The 24177-nt window shown below is 73.1% G+C and carries 20 protein-coding genes; 10 read left to right on the top strand and 10 right to left on the bottom strand.

Going from position 1 to position 24177, the window contains the following annotated elements:
• Nucleotides 1-635 precede the first annotated feature (635 nt).
• On the top strand, nucleotides 636-1199 hold the full coding sequence (locus CR938_RS09835; protein ID WP_162124845.1) for a hypothetical protein: 564 nt from the start codon (nucleotides 636-638) through the stop codon (nucleotides 1197-1199).
• 35 nt (nucleotides 1200-1234) lie between these two features.
• On the opposite strand, the gene CR938_RS09830 is transcribed toward CR938_RS09835, so the two are convergent.
• Nucleotides 1235-1678, bottom strand: coding sequence for a VOC family protein (locus tag CR938_RS09830; protein ID WP_162124844.1), 444 nt, complete (start codon nucleotides 1676-1678; stop codon nucleotides 1235-1237).
• Between the two features lie 206 nt (nucleotides 1679-1884).
• Nucleotides 1885-2733, bottom strand: a complete 849-nt coding sequence (locus CR938_RS09825; protein WP_162124843.1) for a CPBP family intramembrane glutamic endopeptidase — start codon at nucleotides 2731-2733, stop codon at nucleotides 1885-1887.
• Nucleotides 2734-3457: 724 nt separating this feature from the next.
• Between CR938_RS09825 and CR938_RS09820 the strand changes: the two genes are divergently transcribed.
• Both CR938_RS09820 and CR938_RS09815 read left to right on the top strand, forming a co-directional pair.
• A complete protein-coding gene (locus CR938_RS09820; protein WP_162124842.1) occupies nucleotides 3458-4414 on the top strand; it encodes an energy transducer TonB in 957 nt (318 codons plus the stop codon).
• Between the two features lie 869 nt (nucleotides 4415-5283).
• Nucleotides 5284-6024: an HDOD domain-containing protein gene (locus CR938_RS09815; protein WP_246191034.1), complete on the top strand. Its 741-nt coding sequence runs from the start codon at nucleotides 5284-5286 to the stop codon at nucleotides 6022-6024.
• A 26-nt stretch (nucleotides 6025-6050) separates the two neighbouring features.
• On the opposite strand, the gene CR938_RS09810 is transcribed toward CR938_RS09815, so the two are convergent.
• Nucleotides 6051-7352 (bottom strand): hypothetical protein, encoded by a 1302-nt coding sequence (locus tag CR938_RS09810; protein ID WP_162124840.1) that lies wholly within the window; start codon nucleotides 7350-7352, stop codon nucleotides 6051-6053.
• 147 nt (nucleotides 7353-7499) lie between these two features.
• Between CR938_RS09810 and CR938_RS09805 the strand changes: the two genes are divergently transcribed.
• The gene (locus tag CR938_RS09805) at nucleotides 7500-8432 is read left to right on the top strand and encodes a DUF4344 domain-containing metallopeptidase (protein ID WP_162124839.1); all 933 of its coding nucleotides are present in this window, start codon (nucleotides 7500-7502) and stop codon (nucleotides 8430-8432) included.
• Between the two features lie 51 nt (nucleotides 8433-8483).
• Here CR938_RS09805 and CR938_RS09800 read toward each other — a convergent pair whose 3' ends face one another.
• The gene (locus CR938_RS09800) at nucleotides 8484-9500 is read right to left on the bottom strand and encodes an aldo/keto reductase (protein ID WP_211365214.1); all 1017 of its coding nucleotides are present in this window, start codon (nucleotides 9498-9500) and stop codon (nucleotides 8484-8486) included.
• A 203-nt stretch (nucleotides 9501-9703) separates the two neighbouring features.
• Here CR938_RS09800 and CR938_RS09795 point away from each other — a divergent pair, with 203 nt between their 5' ends.
• Nucleotides 9704-10576, top strand: coding sequence for a helix-turn-helix domain-containing protein (locus tag CR938_RS09795; protein ID WP_162124837.1), 873 nt, complete (start codon nucleotides 9704-9706; stop codon nucleotides 10574-10576).
• Between the two features lie 197 nt (nucleotides 10577-10773).
• Nucleotides 10774-11811 carry a S66 peptidase family protein gene (locus CR938_RS09790; protein WP_162124836.1) on the top strand — a complete coding sequence of 346 codons (1038 nt, stop codon included), beginning with the start codon at nucleotides 10774-10776 and terminating at the stop codon, nucleotides 11809-11811.
• Between the two features lie 246 nt (nucleotides 11812-12057).
• On the opposite strand, the gene CR938_RS09785 is transcribed toward CR938_RS09790, so the two are convergent.
• Nucleotides 12058-13005, bottom strand: a complete 948-nt coding sequence (locus CR938_RS09785) for an alpha/beta hydrolase (protein ID WP_162124835.1) — start codon at nucleotides 13003-13005, stop codon at nucleotides 12058-12060.
• Nucleotides 13006-13189: 184 nt separating this feature from the next.
• The gene (locus CR938_RS09780) at nucleotides 13190-15400 is read right to left on the bottom strand and encodes a winged helix-turn-helix domain-containing protein (RefSeq protein WP_162124834.1); all 2211 of its coding nucleotides are present in this window, start codon (nucleotides 15398-15400) and stop codon (nucleotides 13190-13192) included.
• A 144-nt stretch (nucleotides 15401-15544) separates the two neighbouring features.
• Between CR938_RS09780 and CR938_RS09775 the strand changes: the two genes are divergently transcribed.
• From CR938_RS09775 to CR938_RS09765, 3 genes are all read left to right on the top strand, one after another.
• A complete protein-coding gene (locus tag CR938_RS09775) occupies nucleotides 15545-17002 on the top strand; it encodes a PQQ-dependent sugar dehydrogenase (RefSeq protein ID WP_162124833.1) in 1458 nt (485 codons plus the stop codon).
• A gap of 351 nt (nucleotides 17003-17353) precedes the next feature.
• Complete coding sequence (locus CR938_RS09770; RefSeq protein WP_162124832.1) at nucleotides 17354-19204, top strand: right-handed parallel beta-helix repeat-containing protein; 1851 nt, start codon at nucleotides 17354-17356, stop codon at nucleotides 19202-19204.
• Between the two features lie 321 nt (nucleotides 19205-19525).
• Nucleotides 19526-20452: a M14 family metallopeptidase gene (locus tag CR938_RS09765; RefSeq protein WP_162124831.1), complete on the top strand. Its 927-nt coding sequence runs from the start codon at nucleotides 19526-19528 to the stop codon at nucleotides 20450-20452.
• Nucleotides 20453-20456: 4 nt separating this feature from the next.
• On the opposite strand, the gene CR938_RS09760 is transcribed toward CR938_RS09765, so the two are convergent.
• Together CR938_RS09760 and pncB are read right to left on the bottom strand one after the other, a co-directional pair.
• Complete coding sequence (locus CR938_RS09760) at nucleotides 20457-20651, bottom strand: hypothetical protein (protein ID WP_162124830.1); 195 nt, start codon at nucleotides 20649-20651, stop codon at nucleotides 20457-20459.
• A 68-nt stretch (nucleotides 20652-20719) separates the two neighbouring features.
• Nucleotides 20720-22024: a nicotinate phosphoribosyltransferase gene (gene pncB / locus CR938_RS09755; RefSeq protein WP_162124829.1), complete on the bottom strand. Its 1305-nt coding sequence runs from the start codon at nucleotides 22022-22024 to the stop codon at nucleotides 20720-20722.
• A 131-nt stretch (nucleotides 22025-22155) separates the two neighbouring features.
• Between pncB and CR938_RS09750 the strand changes: the two genes are divergently transcribed.
• Nucleotides 22156-22716 carry a DUF488 domain-containing protein gene (locus CR938_RS09750; protein ID WP_162124828.1) on the top strand — a complete coding sequence of 187 codons (561 nt, stop codon included), beginning with the start codon at nucleotides 22156-22158 and terminating at the stop codon, nucleotides 22714-22716.
• 6 nt (nucleotides 22717-22722) lie between these two features.
• On the opposite strand, the gene CR938_RS09745 is transcribed toward CR938_RS09750, so the two are convergent.
• Both CR938_RS09745 and CR938_RS09740 read right to left on the bottom strand, forming a co-directional pair.
• Nucleotides 22723-22923 carry a hypothetical protein gene (locus CR938_RS09745; RefSeq protein ID WP_162124827.1) on the bottom strand — a complete coding sequence of 67 codons (201 nt, stop codon included), beginning with the start codon at nucleotides 22921-22923 and terminating at the stop codon, nucleotides 22723-22725.
• 156 nt (nucleotides 22924-23079) lie between these two features.
• A complete protein-coding gene (locus tag CR938_RS09740) occupies nucleotides 23080-23748 on the bottom strand; it encodes a class I SAM-dependent methyltransferase (RefSeq protein WP_162124826.1) in 669 nt (222 codons plus the stop codon).
• Between the last annotated feature and the right edge of the window lie 429 nt (nucleotides 23749-24177).

The following is a 24177-nucleotide window of genomic DNA, read 5'->3' as shown; positions in this document are numbered from 1 at the left end:
TCAAGCAGCGCGGCCTTACGAAGGTCGAGGCGCTGTTTCAGCTGGCGATGGCGGCGAGCAACCTCGTCCGCCTGCCGAAGCTGATCGCCGCGGGGGCCGCGTGATGGCGGCCCCGGCGGGGAAGGTGCGCCTGGAAGTCCGAAAGCGGGCTTGTTTCAGAGCGCGGGACGCGCTTGCGGAGCGCTTGAGCAGCGAGAAATCCGCGCTGCCGACCGAGTCGGGGGCTTCGCCGGGTCGAATTTCAACAGGCTGCTAGGGCTGTTAGTCGTGCGCCAAGCCGCATTTGAGTTCGTGCCACCGGGGTATGTTCGTCGGCTTGCTGTGCGCGGTGGTAGGCGGAGGACCGGGTAGGCGGGATCCGCGCGGCCAACGTGGCCGAGCGCGCGAACATGCGTGCCCACCGCCCTTTCTCCGGCGTGCTGCCTGGGCCACCGCGCGTCTCTGGTGGCGCTTCGCCGGCCAGGCGTATGTGCGTGCAGTCCATTGGCACGATGAACGGACTGCGGGCCGGCAGGACGCAGTGCCGCGGTGCGTCCCTGTGGGGGGCGTGGAAGGATCCGGGCTTCGTCTCCGGCACATGCGCGGCCCGCGGTTTTGTTGCAGGCTGGCATTCCACTCGGCACGGGAGCACGGGAGTGAATGCGAAGACGCTTGATGGCAGCCCGCGGCGCAATCGCCTGCGCCCGTGGATCTGGGGCGCGGCGGCGGTGCTGCTGCTGTTGCCTGCATTCGCGATGCGGTTCATCCCCGGCTCGGGCGTGGACTGGGACGGGGTGGACTTCGTGGTGATGGGCGCGATGCTCGCGGTCGCCTGGGGCCTGTACGAGCTGGGCACGCGGATGAGCGGCAACCTTCTGTACCGCGCCGCGTTCGGCCTCGCCGTGCTGACCGGGTTCCTGACCGTGTGGGTCAACCTCGCGGTCGGCATGCTCGGTGACGGGAACAACCCCGCGAACCTGATGTTCGCGGTGGTGCTGCTGGTGGCGGCGGCCGGTGCGCTGGCGGCACGGTTCAGGGCACGCGGCATGGCCGCCGTGATGGTGGCCGCCGGCCTGCTGCACCTGCTGGCGGTGGTGCTGGCGCTGCGGATGGATTTCCGCGCCGGCGAGCTGCTGCTGACCGCCTGTTTCTCGGTGCCGTGGTTCGCCTCCGCGCTGCTGTTCCGCGGCGCGGCGCGGCAGGCTTCGGCGGGCGCCTGAGCCTGCCGCGGGCACCCGTCCGGCCGGGACGGTGGTCAGCCCCGCGCGGGCTTCCAGCCGGGCGGCGCATCGGTGTTCACCATCCACGGTACGCCGAACCTGTCGATGCACGCGCCGAAGCCGGGCGACCAGAAGGTCTCGGCGAAGGGCATGGTCTGGCGGCCACCTTCGGAGAGCTGCCCGTACCAGCGGCGGGCCTGCTCGACGTCGTCTGTATGCAAGGTGACATCGAAGCCGTTCTTGGGCTTGTCGATGTTGGGCGCCCAGTCCACGTCCATGTCGGCGCCCATCAGGGCCTGGTCGCCCACCTCCAGCCAGCAGTGCATCAGCCAGTCCTTGTACTGCTCGGCCACCGGCATCCCTTCCGGCGACTGGCTGTAGGGGATGGCTGCGGTGATCTTGCCGCCGAGCACCCTGGCATAGAACTCGAAGGCCTCCCGGCACTGGCCGCGGAAGCTGAGGCTGGTCACGATCTTCATGCAGTGGTCTCCTGGTGAGTGGCTGCGTCGGCCGGCGGCGACAGATATTGCCGGGCCTGCCTGACCACGACGGGTCGATGCAGGCCGGATCGACACCGCGGTGGCATCGTGCCTCCGGGGGAGCGTCGATGGCCGGAGTGTGCGCCTGGGCAGGAACGGCGGGATGAATGGGCGATTCGGGGGCAGAGAAGCGTGCCTGTTGCCCGTCAGCCTTTCGCCACGGTCATGCGCAAGCCCCCGGAAGCGCCCCGGTGGCGGCGGGCCAGGACCACCCCCACCGCCATCACGATGGCCACCCCCGCCATGACCAGGGTGGGCGGCGGCCCGTGCGGTTCCATCAGCAGGGTGGGAGCGTTGCCCAGGGCGTGCAGGCCCACCACGAAGAACAGATTGCGGGTGGCGGCGTAGAGCAGCGCGGTGATCAGGCCGACCACGAACAGGTTGACCAGCACGCCGGCCAGGGCGGCCGGCCCGGCGGTGGCCAGGACCATCGGCACGGGCAGCAGGGCGAACAGCCCCTGCGAGACCAGCAGGGCGACGGTCCAGGCGCCCGCGCGCGGCACCAGCCGATGCAGGCGCAGGGCGAGCTGCGGCCACAGCCAGGCGCGGAACACGGTCTCCTCCACCAGCGCGGTGCCCAGCAGCTGGGCCAGCAGCCGGCCCGGCACCAGGCCGCCCTGCGACCAGTCCGGATGCAGTGTCAGCGGCAGACCGTCGGCCCGCGCGGCGATCAGCGTGGACGCGTTCATGGCCAGCCAAAGGACGGCCGTGGCGGCCAGACCCGGCGGCAATGCCCCGCGGCGCAGGCCGATGTCCGCGGGGCGCTGGCGTCCAGGCCCCAGCAGCAGCACGAACAGCCCGGTGCCCAGCACGGCGGCCGAGACCAGGGTGGGATGGAGCCAGCCGTCACTGGCCTGGTGCAGGGCGCGCAGCGCCTCGGTCGGAAACCAGGGCGAGAACACCGCCAGACTGACGGTAATGGTCCAGGCGATGGCGGCGGCCAGCACCCACAGCGGGGAAGCCTGGGCGGGCATCAGCGGCCGGGTGGCGGGCATGGGGCCTCTCCGTGGCGGTCGATGGCCGCATCCTTGGGCGGCCGCATGCGGTTCCGCATGGGACGATGGTCACGGCATGGCTTTGGTCATGTGACCCGGGTCATGGGCGCGATGCCGGTCCGTCGGCACCGGCCGGTGCCTGCCGGCCTGCACGAGGCGCACGCCGCCATCGGCCGGAACGGCACCGGGGCGTGCCATGAATCCGAATCCACCTCCACCCGCGGGATGGTCATGTCCCCGGGCCTGCCGCCGCTTTCCCCGCATGGGCGAACGACGCCTCCTGCCGCAGGAGCCGCATCGGCGGCGCCCCGGGGGGCGTGTCCGCGGCACGCGGTCGACGCGACGTTCCGGGCCGCCGGAAAGGTGACCGTCGAACGCGGGCCGGGAGGTGCCTGGCGCGTCGGCGCTGAGGCGGCTCCTGCAGGTGCGGGCGTGCGCATCGGGTGCCGTCTCGGCTATCTTCACCTTCAGGTGAGCGCATGGGGATGCGCACGGGCCCCGGGCCCGGACCACCAAGACGACGGTGCCTGTCGCAAGCGACGCAGCGGGAATCCCCCCGGGCTGCGCTTCCGGAAGGCGGCCTGACGACTTCCGGTTCAACAGCACAGGGGGAAATGTGCGCAGGGTCCTTGCGGTTGCGTTGACGTTGCTGGTGTTCGGCTGTTCCCGTGGCGGACAGGACGGAGCACAGGCCGGTCCAGGTTCTTCCCCGGCGGACAGACAGGTGGCCGAAGCGGCCGGGACCGCCGGGCCGGACTGTCCGGCGATCGCCGCCCGGGAGCGGGCCATCCGTGCCGAGTGCGATTCCGGCGTGCTTTCCGCATGCCGCCAGATCAAGGACTTCGTCGCGCAACGTGCCCTGGCCGGCTGTCCGGCGCCGGATCCGGATGAGGCCGACGAAGACGCGCCCGCCGGCGATGCCGCAGCCACCGGGGCGTCCAATGCCCGTCAGGAGGAATGCGCGCGCCTGACCGGGCTGCAGGAGCAGCTCCAGGCCCAGTGCCGGTCCGGCGTGCTTTCGGCATGCCGCCAGGTGCAGGTGGCGCTGCGCGAGCAGATCATGGCCGGCTGCGGCAGCAGCGGTTCCGGGGAGCACCAGCGGCACCGCGAGTGCGTGCGGCTGGCCAAGTCCTCGCTGTTGGCCGCCCAGTACTGCATGGACGGCAAGGGCGACCAGGAGGCCTGCGCCATGCTGCGGAAGATGGCCAGGGAAGCCGTGCAGAAGGGTTGTTCGCCCGATGTGGTGCACGAGGCCCGTGCCGAACTGGGCTGGCCGCCGGTGGATTCCGGGACCAAGGCCGAACCCGAGGTGCAACCCGAGGCGGAACCCGAGGTGGGACCCGAACCGGAACCCGAACCGGAACCCGAAGCGCCGGCCGAGCAGGCAACGGTCAGGCAGATGGTGCCGCCCCGGTATCCGCCCGCGGCCGTCCGAGCGGGGGCGCAGGGGCAGGTGGTGCTGCGGGTCGAGGTGGACGCCTACGGCCAGGCCGCCGGCGTCGCCATCGAGCGCTCCAGCGGCAACCACGACCTGGATCGCGCGGCGTTGGAGGCCGGCCGGCGCTGGACGTTCAACCCGGCCCGCTCGGCAAGCGGCCAGCCCATGCGCAGCATGATCCTCGTGCCGGTGGACTTCTCCCTCGACATCGACGGCTCGGCGGCGGCCGGCGCAGACCGGTAAGCCCGCAGCGCCTGCCGCAGGAGCCGCGTGCGCGGCGACCCGAGGGCATTTCCGGAGCCTGCGTGTAGCGCGGTGCTGGAGTGGTGCTTCCGGATGGTGGGCGGTTGAACGTCGGGCCCGGATGCGCCTGCCGGGTCGCCGCTGACGCGGCTCCTACAGACGTCGCTCCGACGTGGCGGAGGTTCCGTAGGAGCCGCGTACGCGGCGACCCGAGGGCATTTCCGGAGCCTGCGTGTAGCGCGGTGCCGGAGTGGTGCTTCCGGATGGTGGGCGGTCGAACGTCGGGCCCGGATGCGCCTGCCGGGTCGCCGCTGACGCGGCTCCTACAGACGTCGCTCCGACGTGGCGGAGGTTCCGTAGGAGCCGCGTACGCGGCGACCCGAGGGCATTTCCGGAGCCTGCGTGTAGCGCGGTGCTGGAGTGGTGCTTCCGGATGGTGGGCGGTTGAACGCCGGGGCCGGATGCGCCTGCCGGGTCGCCGCTGACGCGGCTCCCGCAGGGGGCGATGGCAGGCCGGGACGCCGGCCAGGGCGCTGGCGGGCATGAACGGGGCAGGGCCGGCGTGATTCAATATGCGATCCGGCCAGGGGATGGCCATGGCCGGTCGCACGAGGACATTGGGGCCCGCCATGGGGATTGCAGTTCTGGTTGCCGTGCTGGTGGCGGTCGCCGCCGGCTGGCTGGGGGTACGCGGCCGCCGCGGCGCGGAGGCTGTGCCCCGGATGGACCGGCCGGGTGCAGCCGGCACGGCGGCCGGTCACGCGGCGGCAGCGGAGGATGATCCCGCGGGCCCCGCGGAGGAGCAGGACCTGCTTCCGGAACGGGCGATCTTCGGCCGGCTGTGCGCGGCGGGCTTCGGCGACGCGGCCTTGGAGGGCACGCTGCTGGACGAGGCCACCGCCGGCGAGGCGCTGGAGCGCATCCACGCGCATCCGCGCTACATCCCGCGGCGCCCGGCGCTGCTGCCGCAGCTGACCCGCGCCATCAACGACCCGGGCGCCAGCGCCCAGTCCATCGCCGCCATCGTCGCGCGGGCCCCGGCGCTGGCCGGCAACCTGCTGCGCGTGGCCACCAGCGTGGTCTACCGCCGCGGCGGCGTGCCGGTGGAGCAGCTGGACCGGGCCGTGACCCTGCTCGGCACCGAGGGCCTGCGCCAGGCGGTGATGGTGGCCCTCGTCCAGCCGGTGATCGGCGACGACGGCACGGTGTACGCACGCTGCGCCGCGCGCCTGTGGGAGCACACCGCGCTGTCGGCCCGGCTGGCCGCCGGTGCCGGCCAGGGAGGCGACTGGCATCTGGCGCAGCTGCTGGCCCTGGTCTACGGGCTGGGCGCGCTGGTCGTGGTGCAGGTGCTGCGCGACACCTGGGGCCGGCGCGGCGAGCACGGCGTGGATGCGGACACCCTGGCCTCGCTGCTGGCCGGGTGGGCGGCGCGCTGCGCGCTGGCCATCTCCGCGGACTGGGGCCTGTCCGGGCGGGTGCAGCAGGCGCTGGAGGAGCTGGCCGCGGGCGAGGCGGATGCCCCGGGCGAGCTGGTCCGCGCCGTGCGCCATGCCCGCACCCGGGCGCTGGCGCGCATGCCCGCCGGGCCGGAACCGGACCGGGCCTGACCGTCCGGTCCGGATGGCGCCGCATCTCAGGGCGCCGCTTCCTGCTTCAGCGTCCAGTCGCCCTGGCGTTCGCCCGGCACGAGCTTCCAGCCCGGCGCCAGGTGCAGCGTCCAGCCGTCGCCGGCCAGCAGGTCGCCGCCCCTGGGGACGGCCACCACCGCGCGGCGCGGGGCGTTCGCGACCAGGGCTGCGCCGCCTTCGACCACCAGCTCGCCCCATTCGTCGGCCAGGCGCAGGACCGGGTAGACCGTGCCGATGTCGTCCAGCGGCACCAGGGTCTGCGGGTTCATCTGCATGCGCGTGCGCTTGAGCGGCAGCACGATCACCGGACCGTCCACCAGGCTGGCGCGCCAGGCCGCCAGGCGTGCCTGGCGCTCGGCGTCGCGCCGTTCCTCGGCCAGGCGCAGGCTGCCGTCGGGATCGTAGCGGCGACTGCGCGTGGCGACTTCGCCAGGCCTGGCCGGCCCGATGCGCCAGGCCTGCGCCAGCAGCGCGCCCAGATCGGTGTCGCCGCCCAGCCCGCGCCGCCAGTCGGGCAGAGCCTCGTCCAGCAGCAGACCGTAGGCCGGGCCGCTGGCATAGGCGAAGGAGCGCACGAAGCTGGGCGCGTCCAGCTGCCGCGCCAGTGCATAGGTGGCGTAGGCCAGGCGCTGCTCCGGCAGGCGCAGGCCGAGCCGGGCGCCGGTGTATTCGGCCAGGCCTTCGTTGAGCTCCAGCGCGTTCTCCGCGGCGGCCGCCTTCGGGAACAGGCGGCGGCGCTCCTGGCGGAAGGCCAGCGCGTCGGCCACGTGCCCGCGGCGTGCCTGCGCGTCCAGGGCCATCAGCGCCCGCGCCAGGGCGCGCCATTCCATCTGCAGCAGGTAGCGGCCCTCGAGGGTGTCCAGGTGGGCGTTGTCGCCCTCGGGCACCCTCAGCCCCAGCTCCGGCTGGATGCGGTGGAACAGCTCGTGGACCACCATCGCCCGCAGCATGTCCGGGTCGGCGGAAACCGGCCACATCAGCTGCGTCCAGCGCTCGCCGGCCCAGTCGATGGCGGTGTTGGCCACCATCACGCCTGCAGGCAGGGTGCCGGCATGGACCTCGCCGGTGGGCGACAGCACGCCTTCCGCATCGGCCTGGTTGGCCACCATGCCGCGGTCGCGCGGGTCCACGATCATGATCGGGCCGCACAGCGAACGGCCCCAGAGCTGGCCCGCGTCGGCCTGGCAGATCTCGCGCGCCTGCTGGAACACGTGGGCGGCGATGGCCGGATCCGGCGCCGCGCGCGCGGGCAGGGCGGCGGCAAGCAGGCCGAGGCAGGCAAGGTGCAGGCGGTGACGTCTGGACATGCGTGATTCTCCGGATGCGGGGCCGCGCGCGAAATTGCCTCCGGCACGCCGGCCGTTCCTGTGCCGGAAGTCGGTATCCCCAGCGGCATGGATCGGAGGCCGGGCCTTGGCCTACGCTTGCGCACGGACTTTCCCACAGGCCCGCACATGCTCCGACGGTTCCGTGATCTTGCCCTGCTGGCGGCAATGGCCGCCGCGACCTGCACCGCGCACGCCGCGCCGGCCGCCACGGCGGAACGGGGCGGGGGCAAGGGGCCCGCGTTCGAGTATGCCTACCTGCCGCCTGTGTCGGACGGCCTGCAGGCCATCCACCGGCGCGTGCGCGATGCGGACCTGCTGCGGCAGCTGCCGGAAATCCAGGCCGTCGACGGCATGTTCAGCCTGCCGCTGCGGCTGCGCTATGTGACCGCCGAATGCGGGGAGTTCGGCGCCTTCTACCGCCACGAGCAGGTGGAGGTGGTGCTGTGCTACGAGACCCTGCGCACGCTCTACGACCGCGGCCTGGAATACCAGGCGGCGCTCGGCCTGGACAAGGCGGCGCCGCTGCACTACGTGCGCGCCAACGTCCGCTTCATCCTGCTGCACGAGACCGGGCACGCCCTGGTGGACCTGCTGGACCTGCCGGTGACCGGCCGCCAGGAGGACGCGGTGGACCAGCTGGCGGCGATCCTGATGCTGCGCTTCTCGGCGCTGGACGAAACGCCCGAGCAGGTGATCGGCAACCTGCGCATGGCCGCCGACTGGCTGCTGTCGCGCAGTACCGGCGCCTACAACCTGGATGCCTACGCCGACGAGCACGCCCTGGGCGAACAGCGCTACTTCAACCTGCAATGCCTGATCTACGGCACGGACCCGGAAGGGTTCGCCGGCATGGTGCGCGCCGGCGATCTGACCGCCGCGCGCGCGGCCACCTGTCCGGCGGAAACGCGCCGGGTGAGCCGAGCCTGGGTGCGCCTGCTGATGCCGCACCTGGCGCCGGGCTACGAGGCCTACCGCGAGGAGGCCGAGCGGTACCTGGAGGACACGACGACGGTGCGCAGCCGGTCGGCGGCCGCCAGGCCGGTGTCGCGGCCGTCCTGAGCGCGGCCGGGCGCGCGGGCGCCGTCCGCCCGGTTCCGCCAGGGGTGCCCGTCAAGGCTGCAGCCGCTCGCGCAGGGCACGCTGGGCGCGGCTGACCAGGCCTTCGTACCGGCGGCCCGGGTACCAGGGCTGGCGCAGCACCTCGGCGAAGCCGGGAAGCGCGGCCACGTACGCCCGCATGCGCTCGCGCATGCCGGCGTCCGGCAGGGGGCCGCGCAGGGCGCGCACGTTCTCGCGCGCATGCGCCGGGTTGGCGGTGGCCGCCAGCACGCAGGTCACCGCCGGGTGCGAGGCGACCCACTTCAGGAAGAACTCCGCCCAGCCGGTGATGCCCAGTTCGCGGGCGAACGGCGGCAGCGGCCGGTCGCGCACCAGGGTGAACAGCCGGCCCTTCTCGAAGGGCATGTTGCACAGCACCGCCGTGCCGTTGGCCAGGGCCGCCGGCAGCACCTCCCGCTCGGCGGCTGGATTGGCGATGGAGTAGTTGACCTGCACGAAGTCGGGCCGGGCGCGCTCGATCCACTGCGCCAGCAGGGCGTGGTAGGGGTTCTCGTAATGGGTGATGCCGAAGTAGCGGACCAGGCCCTCCTGCTTCCACGCCTGCAGGATCGGGACCAACACCTCGACGTTGACCAGGCTGTGGCACTGCATCAGGTCGATGCGTTCGCGCCACAGCCGTTCGCAGGACAGGGCGAGGCTGCGCCGGGCGTGGCTGTCGTCGGCCAGGTAGTCGCCGGTGGACCAGATCTTGTTGGCCACGAACAGCGCGTCGGACACGCCCAGGCGCGCGGCGATGTCGCCGACGCTGACCTCGGCGGTGCCGTACAGCGGCGAGGTGTCCACCAGCCGCGCGCCGGCGTCCCAGTAGATCGAGAACACTTCCTGCAGGGCCTGGCGTGGTGCGCCCGGCAGGCGGTCGAACGCCAGGAAGGTGCCCAGGCCCAGCACCGGCAGCTGCTCGCCGGTGCGCGGGATCGGGCGCAGGTTGATGCCGGACGGCAGGTGCGCGGCGGGGGACGCGGCCCGGGCCGGCCACGGCATGGCCGCGGCGGCGGCCAGCCAGCCCATGCCAAGCAGGAGGTTGCGCCGGCCGTGGTCCACACGCGCCGGCGCGGGGGAGGGGAGAGGACGGGGGGAGGGAGCGGCTTCCATGCGCGGCACGGTAGCCGCGCCCGCGCCGGCCGGTGCGCCCGATCCTGACCGGACCGGCTTGATCCTGATGCGGCCGCGCGTACATTCGGAAGGCGCCTGCCCACGACGTGTTGCCTGCCATGGATACCGTGCGTGCGATCGAACCGGTGGCCCGGGACGTGCAGGGCCTGGCCTGGCGCGACGGCCGGTTCGACACCGGCTGGCGCCCGCGCACGCGGCGGGTGGAAGGGCGCCTGCGCTGCGCCAACCATCTGCTGCTGGCCACGGTGGCGGGCGGTGCGCGCGGGCTGGCGGTGCGTGCCGACTGCGGCCACCGCTACTCGGGGCCGGAGTTCACCGGCGCGGTGTCGTTCGTGCCGGCCGGCCGCGAGCGCCATCTGGAGCTGGAGGACGTGGCCTCGCGCTGGGCCTCGCTGGAACTGGCGCCGGCACTGTTCGAGGACGATGCGCTGGGTGGCACCCGGATGGCACGCGCCCTCGACGCGGTGATCTTCACCAACGCGCGCGACGGCTACCTCGGCGCCTTGCTGGCGGAGATGGCGCGCCTGCAGCTGGCCGGGGAGCTGGACGCGGCCTATTGCACCCACGTGGCCATCGGCGCGGCCTGGTACCTGCGCCAGCGTTACGGCGTGCCGGCCGACGGACAGGGGCAGTGGCGGCTGCCGCGCTGGCGCCTGCGCCGGATCGACGAGTACATCGACGCGCACCTGGCGCAGCCGGTCCGCATCGGCGACCTGGCCCGGGTGGCCGGGATCTCCGAGGGCCATCTGCATCGCTGCTTCCGCGAGGCCCTGGGCATGACGCCGCTGGCGTATCTGCAGCGGCGGCGCGTCGAACGTGCCATGCAGCTGCTGTCGCGGCCGCAATGGTCCGTGCAGGAGGTCGCCTGGCAGGTCGGCTTCCAGATCGTGGCGCACTTCGGCCGTGTGTTCCGTCGCCTGGTGGGCGTCCCGCCCGCGGCCTACCGCGCGCGGCACGGCCTGCGCCCGTAGGCGTGGCGCACGCGCTCCGGATGGGCCTGGGGCGCATCTCCTGCAGGCGCCGCGGGGGCATCCGCGGCGAGCGGACGTGTCCGTCGCGTCGCCGCTGGCGCGGTGCCTGCAGGTGGGGACAGGGCGCGGGGCTGCGTGCACGCGGAAGGGAGGATGCGGCTAGGCTATCGGGGAAGGGATCGGCTGGAAGGAATGCCATGGACCGTCGCCAGTTCATCACGGCGGCCGCGCTCGGTGCGCTGCTGTTGCCGTACGCGCGGCCGGGGGAGGCGCGCACTCCCGCGCCGGCAAGGCGGTTGCCGCCGCCGCTCGACCCGGGCGACACGGTGGCGCTGGTCAGCCCGTCTTCGGCCACGGACGAGCCGTTCGACCTGCAGCTGGCGCGCGAGGCGATGGAGGCGCTCGGCCTGCGGGTGAAGCTGGCGCCGCACCTGGCCTCGCGCCACGGGCACCTGGCCGGCACCGATGCCGAGCGCGCCGGCGACCTGAACGCGATGTTCGCCGACCGCGAGGTGAAGGCGATCGTCTGTGCGCGCGGCGGCTCCGGTGCGGCACGCCTGCTGCCGCTGCTGGACTACGGGTTGATCGCCCGCAACCCGAAGATCCTGCTGGGCTATTCGGACATCACCGCGCTGCACTGCGCGATCCACGCCCGGACCGGGCTGGTGACCTTCCACGGCCCGATCGGCATCGGCAGCTGGAACCGCTTCAACGCCGACCAGTTCCGGCGCCTGTTCTTCCAGCGCGAGCTGATGGAATACCGCAATCCGGTCGAGGAGAGCGACGAGCTGGTGCCGCGCAAGAACCGCACCGTCACCATCCGCGGCGGCAGGGCACGCGGCGAGCTGGTGGGCGGCAACCTGGCGGTGCTCAGTGCGCTGGCCGGCTCGCCCTACCTGCCGGACTTCACCGGCAGGATCCTGTTCCTGGAGGACGTGTCCGAGGCGCCGTACCGGATCGACCGCATGCTCAGCACGCTGCGCCTGGCCGGCGTGCTGGAGCGCATCGCCGGCTTCGTGTTCGGCCGCTGCACCGACTGCGAACCCGGGCCGGGTTACGGCTCGCTGACGCTGGCGCAGATCCTGGACGACTACATCCGCCCGCTGGGCATCCCGGCCTACCGCGGCGCGCAGATCGGGCACATCCGCGAGCAGTTCATCGTGCCGGTGGGCGGGCGCGTGGAGATGGATGCCGACGCCGGCACGTTCCGCCTGCTCGAGCCGGTGTTCCAGTAGGGACCGCGTCAGGCATCTTGCGGTGGCGCCGGGGCGCCGCCCCCGTCAGCAAAAACCGCGTCAGCGGCGACCCGGCAGGGGCGTCCCGGACGACGGTCAGCCGTCGTGCTGCCAAAGCCTTGGGGGACACGGCTCCGGTTGCGGGGCGGTTGACCGCCGCCCTGTGCATGCCGGCCGGGTCGCCGCGTACGCGGTCCCTGCAGAGGGGCGCACGACGACCCAGGCGCGGCGAGGGGCGCGTGCGGGTCAGTGGGCGGCGCGCTCCAGCAGGCCGTGCATGCGCATCCAGGCGGTGAAGGCGTCGAACCAGCCGGTACTGGTGGTCTCCTTCGGGTACATGCCGAAGCCGTGGCCGCCCTGTTCGTACAGGTGGAACTCCACCGGGCGGCCGGCGGCGCGCCAGTTCTCGACCAGGTCGAAGCCGCTGTTGGCGAACAGGCCGTCGTCGGCGGCCAGGGCCACGAACAGCGGCGGCGCGTCGGCCGGCACCTGCACCGGTGCCAGCGGGCCGTAGATGTTGCCGATGAAGGCGGGCCTGGCATCGCCGCCGGCCAGGGTGGTGGCCAGGGTCAGCATGGCGCCGGCGGAGAAGCCGACCATGCCCACGCGGTCCGGATCGATGCCCCATTCGGCGGCGCGGCTGCGCACCAGGGCGAAGGCGGCGCGGGCGTCCTCCAGCTGCGGGCCGAGCGTGGCGATGGAGGCCATCGGGTCGATGCGGTGGCGCGGCGGCGGGCCGGCGAACATCTGCCGCATGGAGTCGGCGAAGTCGTCCAGCCCGGCTGGGGTCTGGTTCAGGCGGTACTTGAGCACGAAGGCGGCCACGCCGCGCTCGGCCAGGGCACGGGCCACGTTCCAGCCCTCGTTCTCCATGGACAGCGAGCGGAAGCCGCCGCCGGGAGCGACGATCACCGCGGTGCCGGTGGCCTTGGCCGGATCCGGCAGGAACGGCGTGAGCGTGGCCACGGTGACGTTGCGCGCGAACATGCTGCCGTACTGGCGGTACCAGGACTCGGGAACTTCCGCACCGGGCAGCGGCCCGGTGCCCAGCTCGATCGCGTCCGGCTGGTCCGGCGTGGCGATCGGCGTCATGGTGTGGTCCAGCGCGAAGGCGGGCAGGGCCATGGCGGCCCACAGCAGCAGCGAGGCGAAGGCGGTGCGGGCGGGGCCCGGCAGGCGCGTCATTCCCGGCATGGCGGTTCTCCGGCAGGCGGGTGGGGGTTGGGTCCGGCGCCGCCGGCGGTGGCGGAAGAACGGCCCGTCATTCCGTCCCTCCTTCGGCGACCGGGTGTTCCGGACGGGCGCCGCCAGGGGCGCCCGTCGTCCCGGATGGTAGCGGTAACCCGGGCGGCATGCTGGTGCGCCGCCGCATGGCCGGCTAGCGGGCGCGCGGCACTGCCAGGCGCAGGTCGCTCTCGCGCAGCAGCAGCTCCGAATAGACCAGCCGGGTTCCGTCCGGCGACAGGTCCATGCCCCAGCCCTCGAAGTCCGGCGGCAGGGGCGCCACCTCGTGCCGGGTGCCGCTGGCCGTGTCCAGGCGCACCAGCACCGGCGGGCCGTCGGCGGGGCGGTGGACGTGGAGGATGCCGTCCGGCGCGGGCGCCCAGTTGGCCGCGGCCTGTGTCTGCAGCCCGGGGACCAGCAGGGTTGCGGCCGGCGGGTCCGTGGCCGTGGCCCAGTCCTGGCGCGGCACCGCCCACAGTCCGGGACGGTCGGGGCGGGCGTACAGCACCAGGGCGCCGTCGGCCGACTCGCGCGGATGCACGCCGGGGCCGGGGCTGACCGCCACCGCCTGGCCGCCGTCGGTGGGCCGGGCATAGATCCGCCATTGGCCGTCGCGGTTGGATTCGAAGTAGAGCCAGCGGCCATCACGCGACCAGGCCGGGTTGCGGTTGTCGCCCGGCCCGTCCACCAGCGCCTGTGGCGGACCACCTTCGGCGGGCACGGCGTAGATCGCGGTACGGCCCTGCGGGCTGCCGTCGAAGGCGATCAGGCGTCCGTCAGGCGACCAGGCCGGATTGTCGATGAAGGCGCCGCCGAACTCCGCCAGCTGCACCGCCTCGCTGCCGTCGGCGCGGCTTGCCCAGATTGCGTGCGGGCCGCCGCGGTTGGAAGTGAAGGCCACGCGCGTGCCGTCCGGCGACCAGGCCGGGTTCGAGTCCCAGCGCGTGGACTGCAGGCGCGCCGGGTCCGCCGCCGCCGGGCGGGACAGGTCCAGCTGGCGCAGGCGCGCGCGGTGCATCCACTGTTCGAAGGCCACCGCCGGCACGCCGGGCGTGGTCGCCGGCTGGTGCACATCCTCCACACCCAGCGAAACCTGGCGCAGGTCGCTGCCGTCCGGGGCCGCGGACCACACGGCGTAGAGGCCGGAGCGGGTGGAGGTGAACAACAGGCGCGTGCCGTCCGGCGACCAGGCCAGACCGTTGATCTTGCGGTTGTCGAAGGTCAGCCGCACCGGTTCGCCGCCCGCCACGGGGACGCGGTACAGGTCCTTGGTCACCTCGTTGACGCCGCGCACGAACACCAGCGCGCGGCCGTCGGGCGTGAAGCGCGGATCGATGTCGCCCAGGGTGCCGGGCGGCGACGAGGTGAGCACGCGGCGGTCGCTGCCGTCCAGCGCCGCCACCACGAGGCGGTACGGCCGGTCCGGCGCCTCGCGTGCGGCGTAGGCCACGCGGCGCCCGTCCGGGGCCAGCGCCAGGCCGCGGATCCCGGCCATGCCGGTGTGGAACAGGCGGGTCGGCGCGCCGCCCAGGGCCGACACGCGCATCAGCGCCACGCCATCGGCTTCGAGGCGGGCGAACAGCAGTGCGCCGCCATCCGGGAACCACAGCGGATGGCGTTCCTCGGCCGCGCTGCGGGGGAGGTTGAGCAGATCCTCGCCGGCGAGGGGCTTCACATGGACGTCGAACGCGCCGCCGCCGCCGTCCCAGACGAAGGCCACCCTGCTGCCGTCCGGTGACAGCGCCGGCTCCAGCTCGCGGCCGACCAGGCTGGTCAGCGGCCGCACCTCGTAGCCGGCTTCCGGCAGCAGACCGGCGCCGGGCGTCTGCCGTTGCGGCAGCAGCCAGGTCAGCGTGGCGAGGGCGGCCACGGCGAGGGCGGCCAGCCCCAGGAGCAGGGCGGTGCGGCGCGGCCGGGCCGGGCTTTCCGGGGGCCGCGCGGGCGGCGCCGGTGCCGGCGCGGCGGTGGCATCGGGCACCGCCGCGGCCACCCGCACCGGCGCGATCGGGGCGACCAGGCGGTAGCCGCCCTTGCGGATGGTCTCGATGTAGCGCGGTGCCTGCGGGTCGTCATCCAGCGCCTTGCGCAGCTCGGAGATGGCGCGGTTGAGCAGGTAGTCGTCGCCGACCGTGCCGGCCCAGACCGTCTCCAGGAAGGCCTCGCGCGGCACCACCGCGCCCGGGCGTTCGGCCAGGAGCAGCAGCACCTGCATGACCTTGGGCTCGAGCTGGACGACCCGGCCGTGCAGGGCGATGCGGTTGAGCGGAGGCTGCACCAGCGCCTCGCCGATGGTGAACGCGGCGGCGGAGTGCGGCGGCCGCGCCCCGGGCGGGTGGATCCTGCCGATGACGGTGTGCTCGTTCATCGTCGGCGCTGGGACCTGGCGCGGGGCGCAGGGGGCTCCGCACGCAATCTATAGCAAAACCCCAGCTTCCCTCCATCCAAATCCGGCGGCCGCGGGTGTGTGCTGCAGGCGCGCCGGCCGGTGCCGGCATCGGGAGGACGCTCCATGCACGGAATCCACATCCGCACGCTCTTCGCCCTGCTCCTGGCGCTGGCCTGGACGCCGCCGGCCCAGGCGCAGGACGGAGCCGCGCTGTACCGCGACAACTGCGCCGCCTGCCACGGGCCGGACCGCCAGGGCACCGGCCTGGGGCCGCCGCTGTCGCCACGGACCTACCGTTACGGCGGCACCCGCGCCGACCTGGTCCGGATCATCCGCAACGGCATTCCCTCCCAGGGCATGCCGTCCTTCGCCGCCACCCTCACGGCGGAGCAGATCGAGGCCCTGGCCGACTTCCTGCCGGCCCGCCAGGGTCGCGAGGAGGAAGAAGGCGAGCCGCCGCCGCACGAGTTCGACCCGGTGCCGGGCGTGGTCGACACCCTGGACTACGCCGTGCGGGTGGAGCGCTTCGCCGAGGGGCTGGAGACGGTGTGGGCGATGGCCTTCCTCGACGCGCGCACGGCCCTGGTCAGCGAGCGCCCCGGGCGCCTGCGCGTGATCCGCGACGGCGTGCTGCAGCCCGAGCCGGTGCGGGGCACACCCAGGGTGCACGTGCACAGCCACCACTGGAACCAGGGTGGCCTGCTCGACATCGCCCTGGACCCGGACTACGCGCAAAACGGCTGGATCTACCTGTCCTACAGCCACCCGCTGGACCGGACCGGGCCGCAGGGCGATCCGCTGGCCATGACCCGGGTGGTACGCGGGCGCATCCGCGACAACACCTGGGTGGACGAGCAGGTGGTGTTCCAGGCCCCGCTGGAGAGCTACGGCGAGCTGTACTGGCATTACGGCGGGCGCATGGTGTTCGACCCGCAGGGGCGGCTCGTGTTCTCGGTGGGCGACCGCGGCGTGCAGGAGCTGGCGCGCGAGCCCGGCTGGCCCACCGGCAAGATGCACCGGGTGATGCCGGACGGCTCGATCCCGCCGGACAACCCGTTCGTGGGCCGCGAGGGCACGCTGCCCTCGATCTACAGCTACGGCCACCGCAACCCGCAGGGCATCACCCTGGACCCGCACACCGGGCGGATCTGGTCCACCGAGCACGGCCCGCGCGGCGGCGACGAGCTGAACCTGATCGAGGCCGGTGGCGACTACGGCTGGCCGGTGGCCACCTACGGCATCAACTACGACGGCACCCTGCTGACCCCGCACACGCACCTGGAGGGCGTGCGCCAGCCGGCGTACTACTGGCGTCCCTCGATCGGCGTGTCCGGCGTGGCCTACTACGACGGCGACGAGTTCCCGCTCTGGCGCGGCAAGCTGCTGGTGACCTCGCTGGGCCGGCGCCAGCTGCGCCTGCTGACCCTGGACGGGGAGCGCGTGCAGCACGAGGAGATCCTGCTGCGCACCGAGGGCCGCCCGTACGAGCCGGTGGTCGGACCGGACGGGGCCATCTACCTGGTGACCGATTCGCCGGGGCAGATCCTGCGCCTGACCGCGGCGGAGGAGCGCAAGCGCTGAAGGCACCGTGCCGGTCCGCCCCGCAATTGTCAGGAACCGCGTGCGCGGCGACCCGGACGGCGTGTCCGGGGCGGCGGTCAGGCGGCACGTGGCCGGAGTCCTTGGCCCGGGTGCGGTGCGTTGAACGCTGACTCCGGAGGTTCCTTCGGGTCGCCGCTGACGCGGCTCCTATAGGGGGGCGTGGCGGCCCGGCGGGCATGCGCCACGTGGCCGGCATCCGGTCTCGAACGCCAGGCTGGACAACGGGTCCGGTGTCCCGGGCGGGTGTGGTAGCGGTAACGCGCCGCAGTGGGTAACCTCGGCCGGAACGCGGGCGGGGCCTTCCGCCCGTGGCTTTCCGGGAGGGACCCGATGCCGACGCTGCCGTTCCTGGCTCCGCGTGGCCGCCTGCTGCGGCCGATCCTGCTCCTGCTGGCCGCCGTGCTGGCGGCGCCCGTGGCGGCCCAGCCCTCGGGCGGCCCTTACGGGCCGGTGCACCAGCGCTACGAGGTGCCGACCACCGGCACGGTGTACTTCGTCGCGCCGGACGGCGATGCCGCCGCGCCCGGCACCGACCTGCGCCGCCCGACCACCCTCGAGGCGGCCATGGCCCGCGTGGTGACCGGCGATGCCATCGTCCTGCGCGGCGGCACCTACCGCACCGGCGGGCTGCAGCTCAACCAGGGCATCACCCTGCAGCCATACCTGGACGAGGTGCCGGTGCTCAAGGGCACGCGCGTGGCCACGCAGTGGGAGGCGCTGCCCGGCAACATCTGGCGCACCAAATGGGACCGCCTGTTCCCGGCACGGCCGCTGGGCTGGTGGCGGCGCGAACGCGAGGGCATGCGCACGCCCCTGCACCGCTTCAACAACGACATGGTGTTCGTGGACGGCCGCCTGCTGCGTTCGGTCGGCTGGGAGGGCGAGCTGGACGACGGCTCCTTCTACATCGACTACGAACAGGGCTACGTCTACATCGGCACCGACCCGACCGGCCGCCTGGTGGAGATCACCGCGCACGACGTGGCCCTGCACCGGCCCTCGCGGGAGGTGCACGGCAAGCCCTCGGACCGCAGGGGACCGGTGATCCGCGGCCTCACCTTCACCCAGTACGCCTACCGCGCCATCGACATCGAAGGGAAAAAGCCCGCCACCGGGCCGGAGGAGGAGCCGACCGACGATCCGGTGGGCGTGTCCGACCCGGCCGAGCACGGCAAGGAGGTGGTCGGCACCACCCTGGAGAACGTGACCATCTCCTACACCTCGCGCGTGGCAGGCTACTTCCGCGGCGATGGCCTGGTGATCCGCAACTGCCTGATCAGCGACACCGGCACCGAGGGCATCTACGTCATCGGCTCGTCCGACGTGCTGCTGGAGCGCAACATCATCCGCCGCAACAACATCGAGCAGCTGACCGGCTACTACCCGGCGGCGGTGAAGATCTTCAACCAGTCGTACCGGGTGGTGGTGCGCGACAACCTGATCATCGACCACCCGCACTCCAACGGCGTCTGGTACGACGTGGGTAACGTGGACGGCGTGTTCGCCGATAACCACGTGCAGGGCACGCTGACCGGCTTCTTTTTCGAGATTTCCAAGGGCGTGGTGGTGGCCGGCAACGTGTTCGTGGACAACGAGCTGGGCATCCGTGTGCTCAACAGCGCCGGCGCGCGCATCCACCACAACACCTTCCTGGACTCGCCGGTGCTGGTGGACCGCACCGAGCGCAGCGCGGCCGGCGACCATTTCGGCTGGCACCCGCTGACCGGCCCGGACGTGGACCAGCGCGAGGGCCACGTGTTCGAGGGCAACCTGCTGGTGGCGCGGGCCGGGTTCGACCGGCCGCTGCTGCGCTTCGAGCAGTCCGAGGCGGTGTGCGGCCGGCTGACCCGGCCGCAGAGCACGCGCGTGGACGGCAACGCCTACGTGCGCGCGGAGGCAGGGAAGGCGCCGCTGGGGGGGTGGAGCCCGGCGCGCGGCCGGTGCAGGGCCGAGTACGCCAGCCTGGAGGCCTTCCGCAAGGCCACCGGGCTGGAGTCACGGGGGCGGGAGTGGACGCCGTATCCGGGCGCGGTGTTCCGCAGCCCGGAGCTGGCCCGCTTTGAGCTGGCCCGGCGCCTGCCCGGCATGGAGGAGGTGCCGGTGGCCGAGGAGGCGCGCCGCGTCCTGCGCTGGGAGGCCCCCACGCACGTTCCTGGTGCCTGGCCCGCCGCGCAAATGTAGGAGCCGCGTACGCGGCGACTTGGACGTGTCCGGGGCGGCGGTCAGGCGGCACGTGGCCGGAGCCTTTGCCCCGGGTGTGGTGCGTTGACCGCTGGCTCCGGAGGTTCCTTCGGGTCGCCGCTGACGCGGCTCCTACAGGCGGCGACCTGGGCTGCCCGCACCGCAATGCAGGAGCCGTGTACGCGGCGCCCCGGAGGGCGTGTCCGGGGCGGCGGTCAGGCGGCACGTGGCCGGGGCAGGGCGCGCGCAATGGCGCCGGATGCAGCGGCATGGGGAGATGCCGTGTAGAGTTGGCGGTCTTTCCCGCAACACCGCACCGCCATGTCCCAGTCCGCCAGCGCGTTCTATCCCGTCGGCATCCCCGGCCAGCCCTGGGGCGAGGCGGAGCGGGCGCAATGGCGGGCGCGGCAGCGGCGGCAGCGCAGCCATGCCGAGGACGTGGTGGCGGCCGTGCAGGAGCTGGCCGTGCGGTTCGAGGTGGTCGAATACGGCCGTCTGGCGCCGGAGGCCGGAGGTCATCCGCTGCTGGCCCTGCACACCCGCCACTGGGATCCGGCCCTGCCCGTGGCCCTGGTCACCGGCGGCGTGCACGGCTACGAGACGTCCGGCGTGCACGGTGCGCTGGAGTTCGCCACGCACCACGCCGGCGACTATGCCGGGCGCTGCAACCTGCTGGTGGTGCCCTGCGTGAGCCCGTGGGGCTATGAGCACATCCAGCGCTGGAACCACGACGCCATCGATCCCAACCGCTCGTTCCGCGAGGACAGCCCGGCGCCGGAAGCGGCGGCGCTGATGCGCCTGGTGGCGCCGCTGCAGGGCCGGGTACGCGTGCACATCGACCTGCACGAGACCACCGACACCGACGAGTCCGAGTTCCGCCCGGCGCTGGCCGCGCGCGACGGCAAGCCGTTCGTGCCCGGCGGCATCCCCGATGGCTTCTACCTGGTGGGCGACACCGCGCGGCCGCAGCCGGCGTTCCAGGCCGCGATCATCGCCGCGGTGGAGCAGGTGACCCATATCGCCCTGCCGGACGGGAACGGCCGGATCATCGGGTCGCCGGTGGTGGCGCACGGCGTGATCGAGTATCCGTGCCGCGAGCTGGGCCTGTGCGCCGGCCTCACCGACGCGCCCTACGTGACCACCACCGAGGTCTACCCGGACAGCCCGCGCGCCACGCAGGCGCAGTGCAACGCGGCGCAGGTGGCGGCGATGCGCGCGGCGCTGGACCACGCGCTGGCCGCGGGCTGAGCGCTCAGCCGCGCTCCACCGAGGCCTGCAGGGCCGAGGCCAGCGCGGCGTCGCCGTTGACCAGGTCGGTCCAGCGCAGCTGCACGCCGTTGCGGTGGCCCTTGGGCACCAGCTTCAGGCCCTCGGGGTCGATGGTCAGCGTCCAGGGCTTGTCTTCGATCCACACCTCGCGGCGCAGGGGCTTGTCGAGCGGGGTCATGCGCGGCACCTCGTTTCGGCCTGCGGCGACCATGCCGCGGGCCGCGTTGCCATCAGGTCAAGGCGCCTTCACACCGTGACCGACTTCTCGACCATGCCCTCGCGGCCGAAGATGCGCAGGTAGCGTTCCACCTCGCGCGGATCGCCGGTGGCCTTGGACGGGTTGTCCGACAGTTTCACCGCCGGGCGGCCGTTGGCCTCCACCACCTTGCACACGACCGAGATCGGATCCAGCGCGGTGGTGGGGGAGGAGGCGCAGCCGCGGAAGTCGTTGGTCAGGTTGGTGCCCCAGCCGAAACTCATGCGCACCCGGCCGCGGAAGTGGCGCCAGGTGGCCTCGATGCTGTCCACGTCCATGCCGTCGGAAAAGATCAGCAGCTTCTCGCGTGGATCGCGGCCCTTGGACTGCCACCAGCGGATGATCTGCTCGCCGCCCTCGACCGGCGGCAGGCTGTCGGGGCGGAAGCCGGTCCAGTCGGCCACCCACTCCGGCGCGTTGCGCAGGAAGGCGGCGGTGCCGAAGGCGTCGGGCAGGACGATCAGCAGGTTGCCCGCGTACAGCTCGCGCCAGTCCTCCAGCACCCGGTAGGGCGCCTCGCGCACGCCGTCGTCGTCGTTGGCCAGCGCGGCCAGCACCATCGGCAGCTCGTGGGCGTTGGTGCCGATGGCCTCCAGGTCCGCCTCCATCGCGATCAGCACGTTGGAGGTGCCGATGAAGCGGCTGCCCAGGCCTTCCTTCAGCGCCTGCACGCACCAGGCCTGCCAGAGGAAGCCATGGCGCCGGCGGGTGCCGAAGTCGGACAGCACCAGGTCGGGGATGGCGCGCAGGCGCTCGACCTTGTCCCAGAGCTTGGCCTTGGCGCGCGCATACAGCACGTCCAGCTCGAAGCGGCCGCGGCCACGCAGGGCCGCACGCGAGCGCAGCTCGTTGATGATGGACAGGGCCGGGATCTCCCACAGGGTGGTGTGGGTCCAGGGGCCGGGGAAGCGCAGTACGTACTGGCCATCGCGCACCGACAGCTCGTACTCGGGCAGCTGGAAGTCCGCCAGCCAGGCCAGGAACTCCGGCTGGAACATCTGGGTGCGGCCGTAGAAGGTGTTGCCGGCCAGCCAGATCAGCTCCTTCTTGGTGAAGCGCAGCGTGCGGGCGTGGTCCAGCTGCGCGCGCAGCTCGCCCTCGGGGATGACCTCGGCCAGGCGCACCTCGCGGCTGCGGTTGATCAGCTCGAAGGTGACCTGCACGTCCGGGTAGCGCTGCCAGATCAGCTGCAGCATCAGCAGCTTGTAGAAGTCGGTGTCCAGCAGGCTGCGGACCACCGGGTCCAGCCGCCAGTTGTGGTTGTACGCGCGGGTGGCCAGGTCGGTGAGGATCATGCGCGGTGCCGTATGCCCTGTGGCGCCCGGACGGCGCCTTCCGCAGCACGATACGGGCGCGGCCCGGCCCCGCCAAGGAGGGTGGCCCCGATGGCCGCGCGCCGTGCACGCCGGCGCGCGACAATGCGCGCATGGAGCAGGCAAGACCCGAGGCGGATCCGGCCACGGTGTGGACCGTGGGGCATTCCACGCTGTCCTGGGACGCGTTCCTGGCGCTGCTGGCAGCCTGGGACATCCAGGCCGTGGCCGACGTGCGCCGCTTCCCGGGGTCGCGGCGCTGGCCCTGGTTTGCCGGGCAGGCGATGGAGCGCGCGCTGCCGGAGGCCGGCGTCGGCTACCTGTGGCTGCCGGAGCTGGGCGGGCGCCGCAAGCCGCGGCCGGACTCCCCCAACGGCGGTTGGCGCAACGAGTCCTTCCGCGGCTACGCCGACCACCTGGGCAGTGCGGAGTTCGCGCGCGGCCTGGACAGGCTGCTGGCGCTGGCGGCGCGGCGGCGCACCGCGATCATGTGCGCGGAGGCGGCCTGGTGGCGCTGCCACCGCGGCCTGGTCTCCGACGTGCTGAAGCTGCGCGGCATCGAAGTGGTGCACATCACCGGCCCGGGCCGGGGCAGCGTCCACCCGTACACGCCGCCGGCGCGCATCATCGGCGGCCGGCTGGCGTATCCGCCGGTGCAGCCGCAGCTGCTGTGACGCGGTTCAGCGCTTGGCGTCGTCCTTCTTCGACTCGTCCACCCGGGTCAGCACGCGGGTGGTGCCCAGCACCTCGATGCGCCCGCCGGCCTTGCGGAAGGCTTCCAGGTCACGGGCGATGCGTTCGCTGGTCAGTACCACGCCGTTGCCCTTGGGTACCGGGCCGGAGGGCTTGCGGTGGGTGGTGGCGGTCTTGCGTGTGGCCATGGGACGGTCCTCGCTTTTCAGTGCAACGGGAGGGAAAGGCCACGCCCGTGCCGTGTGCGGCGGCAGGCGTGGGGGCCAGGCCGTGCGCCTGGCGATGGCGGCTGCCGCGCCGTGCGCGGCAGGAAGGTGCGGACGGGCGGCCGCGGCGTGCGGCCATCAGGCCGTCCCGTGCGCGGCGCGGCGGCAGAGCAGCAGGCGCCCGCGGTAGGGCGGGGTTTCGTCGTCGCGCAGGGCCAGGCGGCGCTCATCGACCGCGAAGCCCTGCGCCTTCAGATGGCGCGCGAACGCACCACAGTGGCCGCGGCCGGGGTCGACCAGCACCACCTCGCAGGCGGGGCGGGCCAGCGCGTCCACCAGACCGGCGATCACTCCGGCCTGGTCGCGCTCGTACAGCACGTCGCTGGCGATGATCATGTCGAACCGGTCCAGGCCCGGGCCCGGCGCCTGCCAGCTGAGGGTGCGGTAGGTGACTGCGGGCAGGTCATTGAGGCCGGCGTTGTAGGCCAGGAAGGTCTCGGCCAGCGGATGCACGTCGCTGGCCACCACGTCGGCGCCGCGGTGGCTCAGCACCAGGCTGGCCAGGCCGAGGCCGCAGCCCAGTTCCAGGATGCGCTTGCCGGCCACCTCGTGGGTGGCCATCACCCGGGCCAGGGCCTGCCCGGCGGGCCAGACCTGGCCGAACAGGCTCCACTGCGCCGAGGAGATGCCCGCGCGCTCGGCGTGGCCGTCCGGATCGTCGTACTGCTGCAGGTCGCTCAGGGAGCGGATGCGGTAATCGCGGTCACCCAGGCGCAGGGTGTGGATGCGGGTGTCGTAACCTGGCAAGGAAGCTCCCGGTCGGAGCCGCCGCGGCGCGGCGGAAGGGATGGAGGGAGCGAGGCGCGCCGGTGGAGCGTTGGCGTCGGATCGCGCGGAAGGGATGCAGGGGCCATCTTACGACACCTGGCCGGTGGCTGCCGGTGGAACCGTTCAGCTCCGTCAATCCGCCATGCGTCCCTGCAGAGCCGCGTGCGTGGGACCTGGGCGGCGTGTCCGGAGCGGCGGTCGACCGTCGTGTGGCCGGAGCGTGCCTTGGACGCCGTGTCGAGCGCCGGCTTCGGAGGGTGTCGTCGGGGTCGCCGCTGGCGCGGCTCCTGCAGCGGCCGACCTGTTTGCGTGGTTGGGCCGGGGGGGGTGGCGGTCGGGGACCCGGCTCTGTCTCTTTTCACAAACTTCGGGCCCCGCAGAGCTCCTGTGATCACGCATGCGCTGTTT

The sequence above is a fragment of the Pseudoxanthomonas taiwanensis genome (assembly GCF_010093135.1).
In the GTDB taxonomy this organism is placed as follows: Bacteria; Pseudomonadota; Gammaproteobacteria; order Xanthomonadales; family Xanthomonadaceae; genus Pseudoxanthomonas; species Pseudoxanthomonas taiwanensis.
The sequence above is the reverse complement of the archived record's forward strand: the minus strand, read 5'-3'. Positions and strand labels throughout refer to the sequence as shown.

Bases quoted from the DNA above. Each gene is read 5' to 3' on its own strand.
- CR938_RS09790 (WP_162124836.1), top strand. From the start codon at position 10,774: ATGGACCGTCGCCAGTTCATCACGGCGGCCGCGCTCGGTGCGCTGCTG.
- CR938_RS09825 (WP_162124843.1), bottom strand. From the start codon at position 2,733: ATGCCCGCCACCCGGCCGCTGATGCCCGCCCAGGCTTCCCCGCTGTGG.
- CR938_RS09780 (WP_162124834.1), bottom strand. From the start codon at position 15,400: ATGAACGAGCACACCGTCATCGGCAGGATCCACCCGCCCGGGGCGCGG.
- CR938_RS09750 (WP_162124828.1), top strand. From the start codon at position 22,156: ATGGAGCAGGCAAGACCCGAGGCGGATCCGGCCACGGTGTGGACCGTG.
- CR938_RS09775 (WP_162124833.1), top strand. From the start codon at position 15,545: ATGCACGGAATCCACATCCGCACGCTCTTCGCCCTGCTCCTGGCGCTG.
- CR938_RS09745 (WP_162124827.1), bottom strand. From the start codon at position 22,923: ATGGCCACACGCAAGACCGCCACCACCCACCGCAAGCCCTCCGGCCCG.
- CR938_RS09795 (WP_162124837.1), top strand. From the start codon at position 9,704: ATGGATACCGTGCGTGCGATCGAACCGGTGGCCCGGGACGTGCAGGGC.
- CR938_RS09805 (WP_162124839.1), top strand. From the start codon at position 7,500: ATGCTCCGACGGTTCCGTGATCTTGCCCTGCTGGCGGCAATGGCCGCC.
- CR938_RS09760 (WP_162124830.1), bottom strand. From the start codon at position 20,651: ATGACCCCGCTCGACAAGCCCCTGCGCCGCGAGGTGTGGATCGAAGAC.
- CR938_RS09770 (WP_162124832.1), top strand. From the start codon at position 17,354: ATGCCGACGCTGCCGTTCCTGGCTCCGCGTGGCCGCCTGCTGCGGCCG.
- CR938_RS09810 (WP_162124840.1), bottom strand. From the start codon at position 7,352: ATGTCCAGACGTCACCGCCTGCACCTTGCCTGCCTCGGCCTGCTTGCC.
- CR938_RS09785 (WP_162124835.1), bottom strand. From the start codon at position 13,005: ATGCCGGGAATGACGCGCCTGCCGGGCCCCGCCCGCACCGCCTTCGCC.
- CR938_RS09830 (WP_162124844.1), bottom strand. From the start codon at position 1,678: ATGAAGATCGTGACCAGCCTCAGCTTCCGCGGCCAGTGCCGGGAGGCC.
- CR938_RS09765 (WP_162124831.1), top strand. From the start codon at position 19,526: ATGTCCCAGTCCGCCAGCGCGTTCTATCCCGTCGGCATCCCCGGCCAG.
- pncB (WP_162124829.1), bottom strand. From the start codon at position 22,024: ATGATCCTCACCGACCTGGCCACCCGCGCGTACAACCACAACTGGCGG.
- CR938_RS09800 (WP_211365214.1), bottom strand. From the start codon at position 9,500: ATGGGCTGGCTGGCCGCCGCCGCGGCCATGCCGTGGCCGGCCCGGGCC.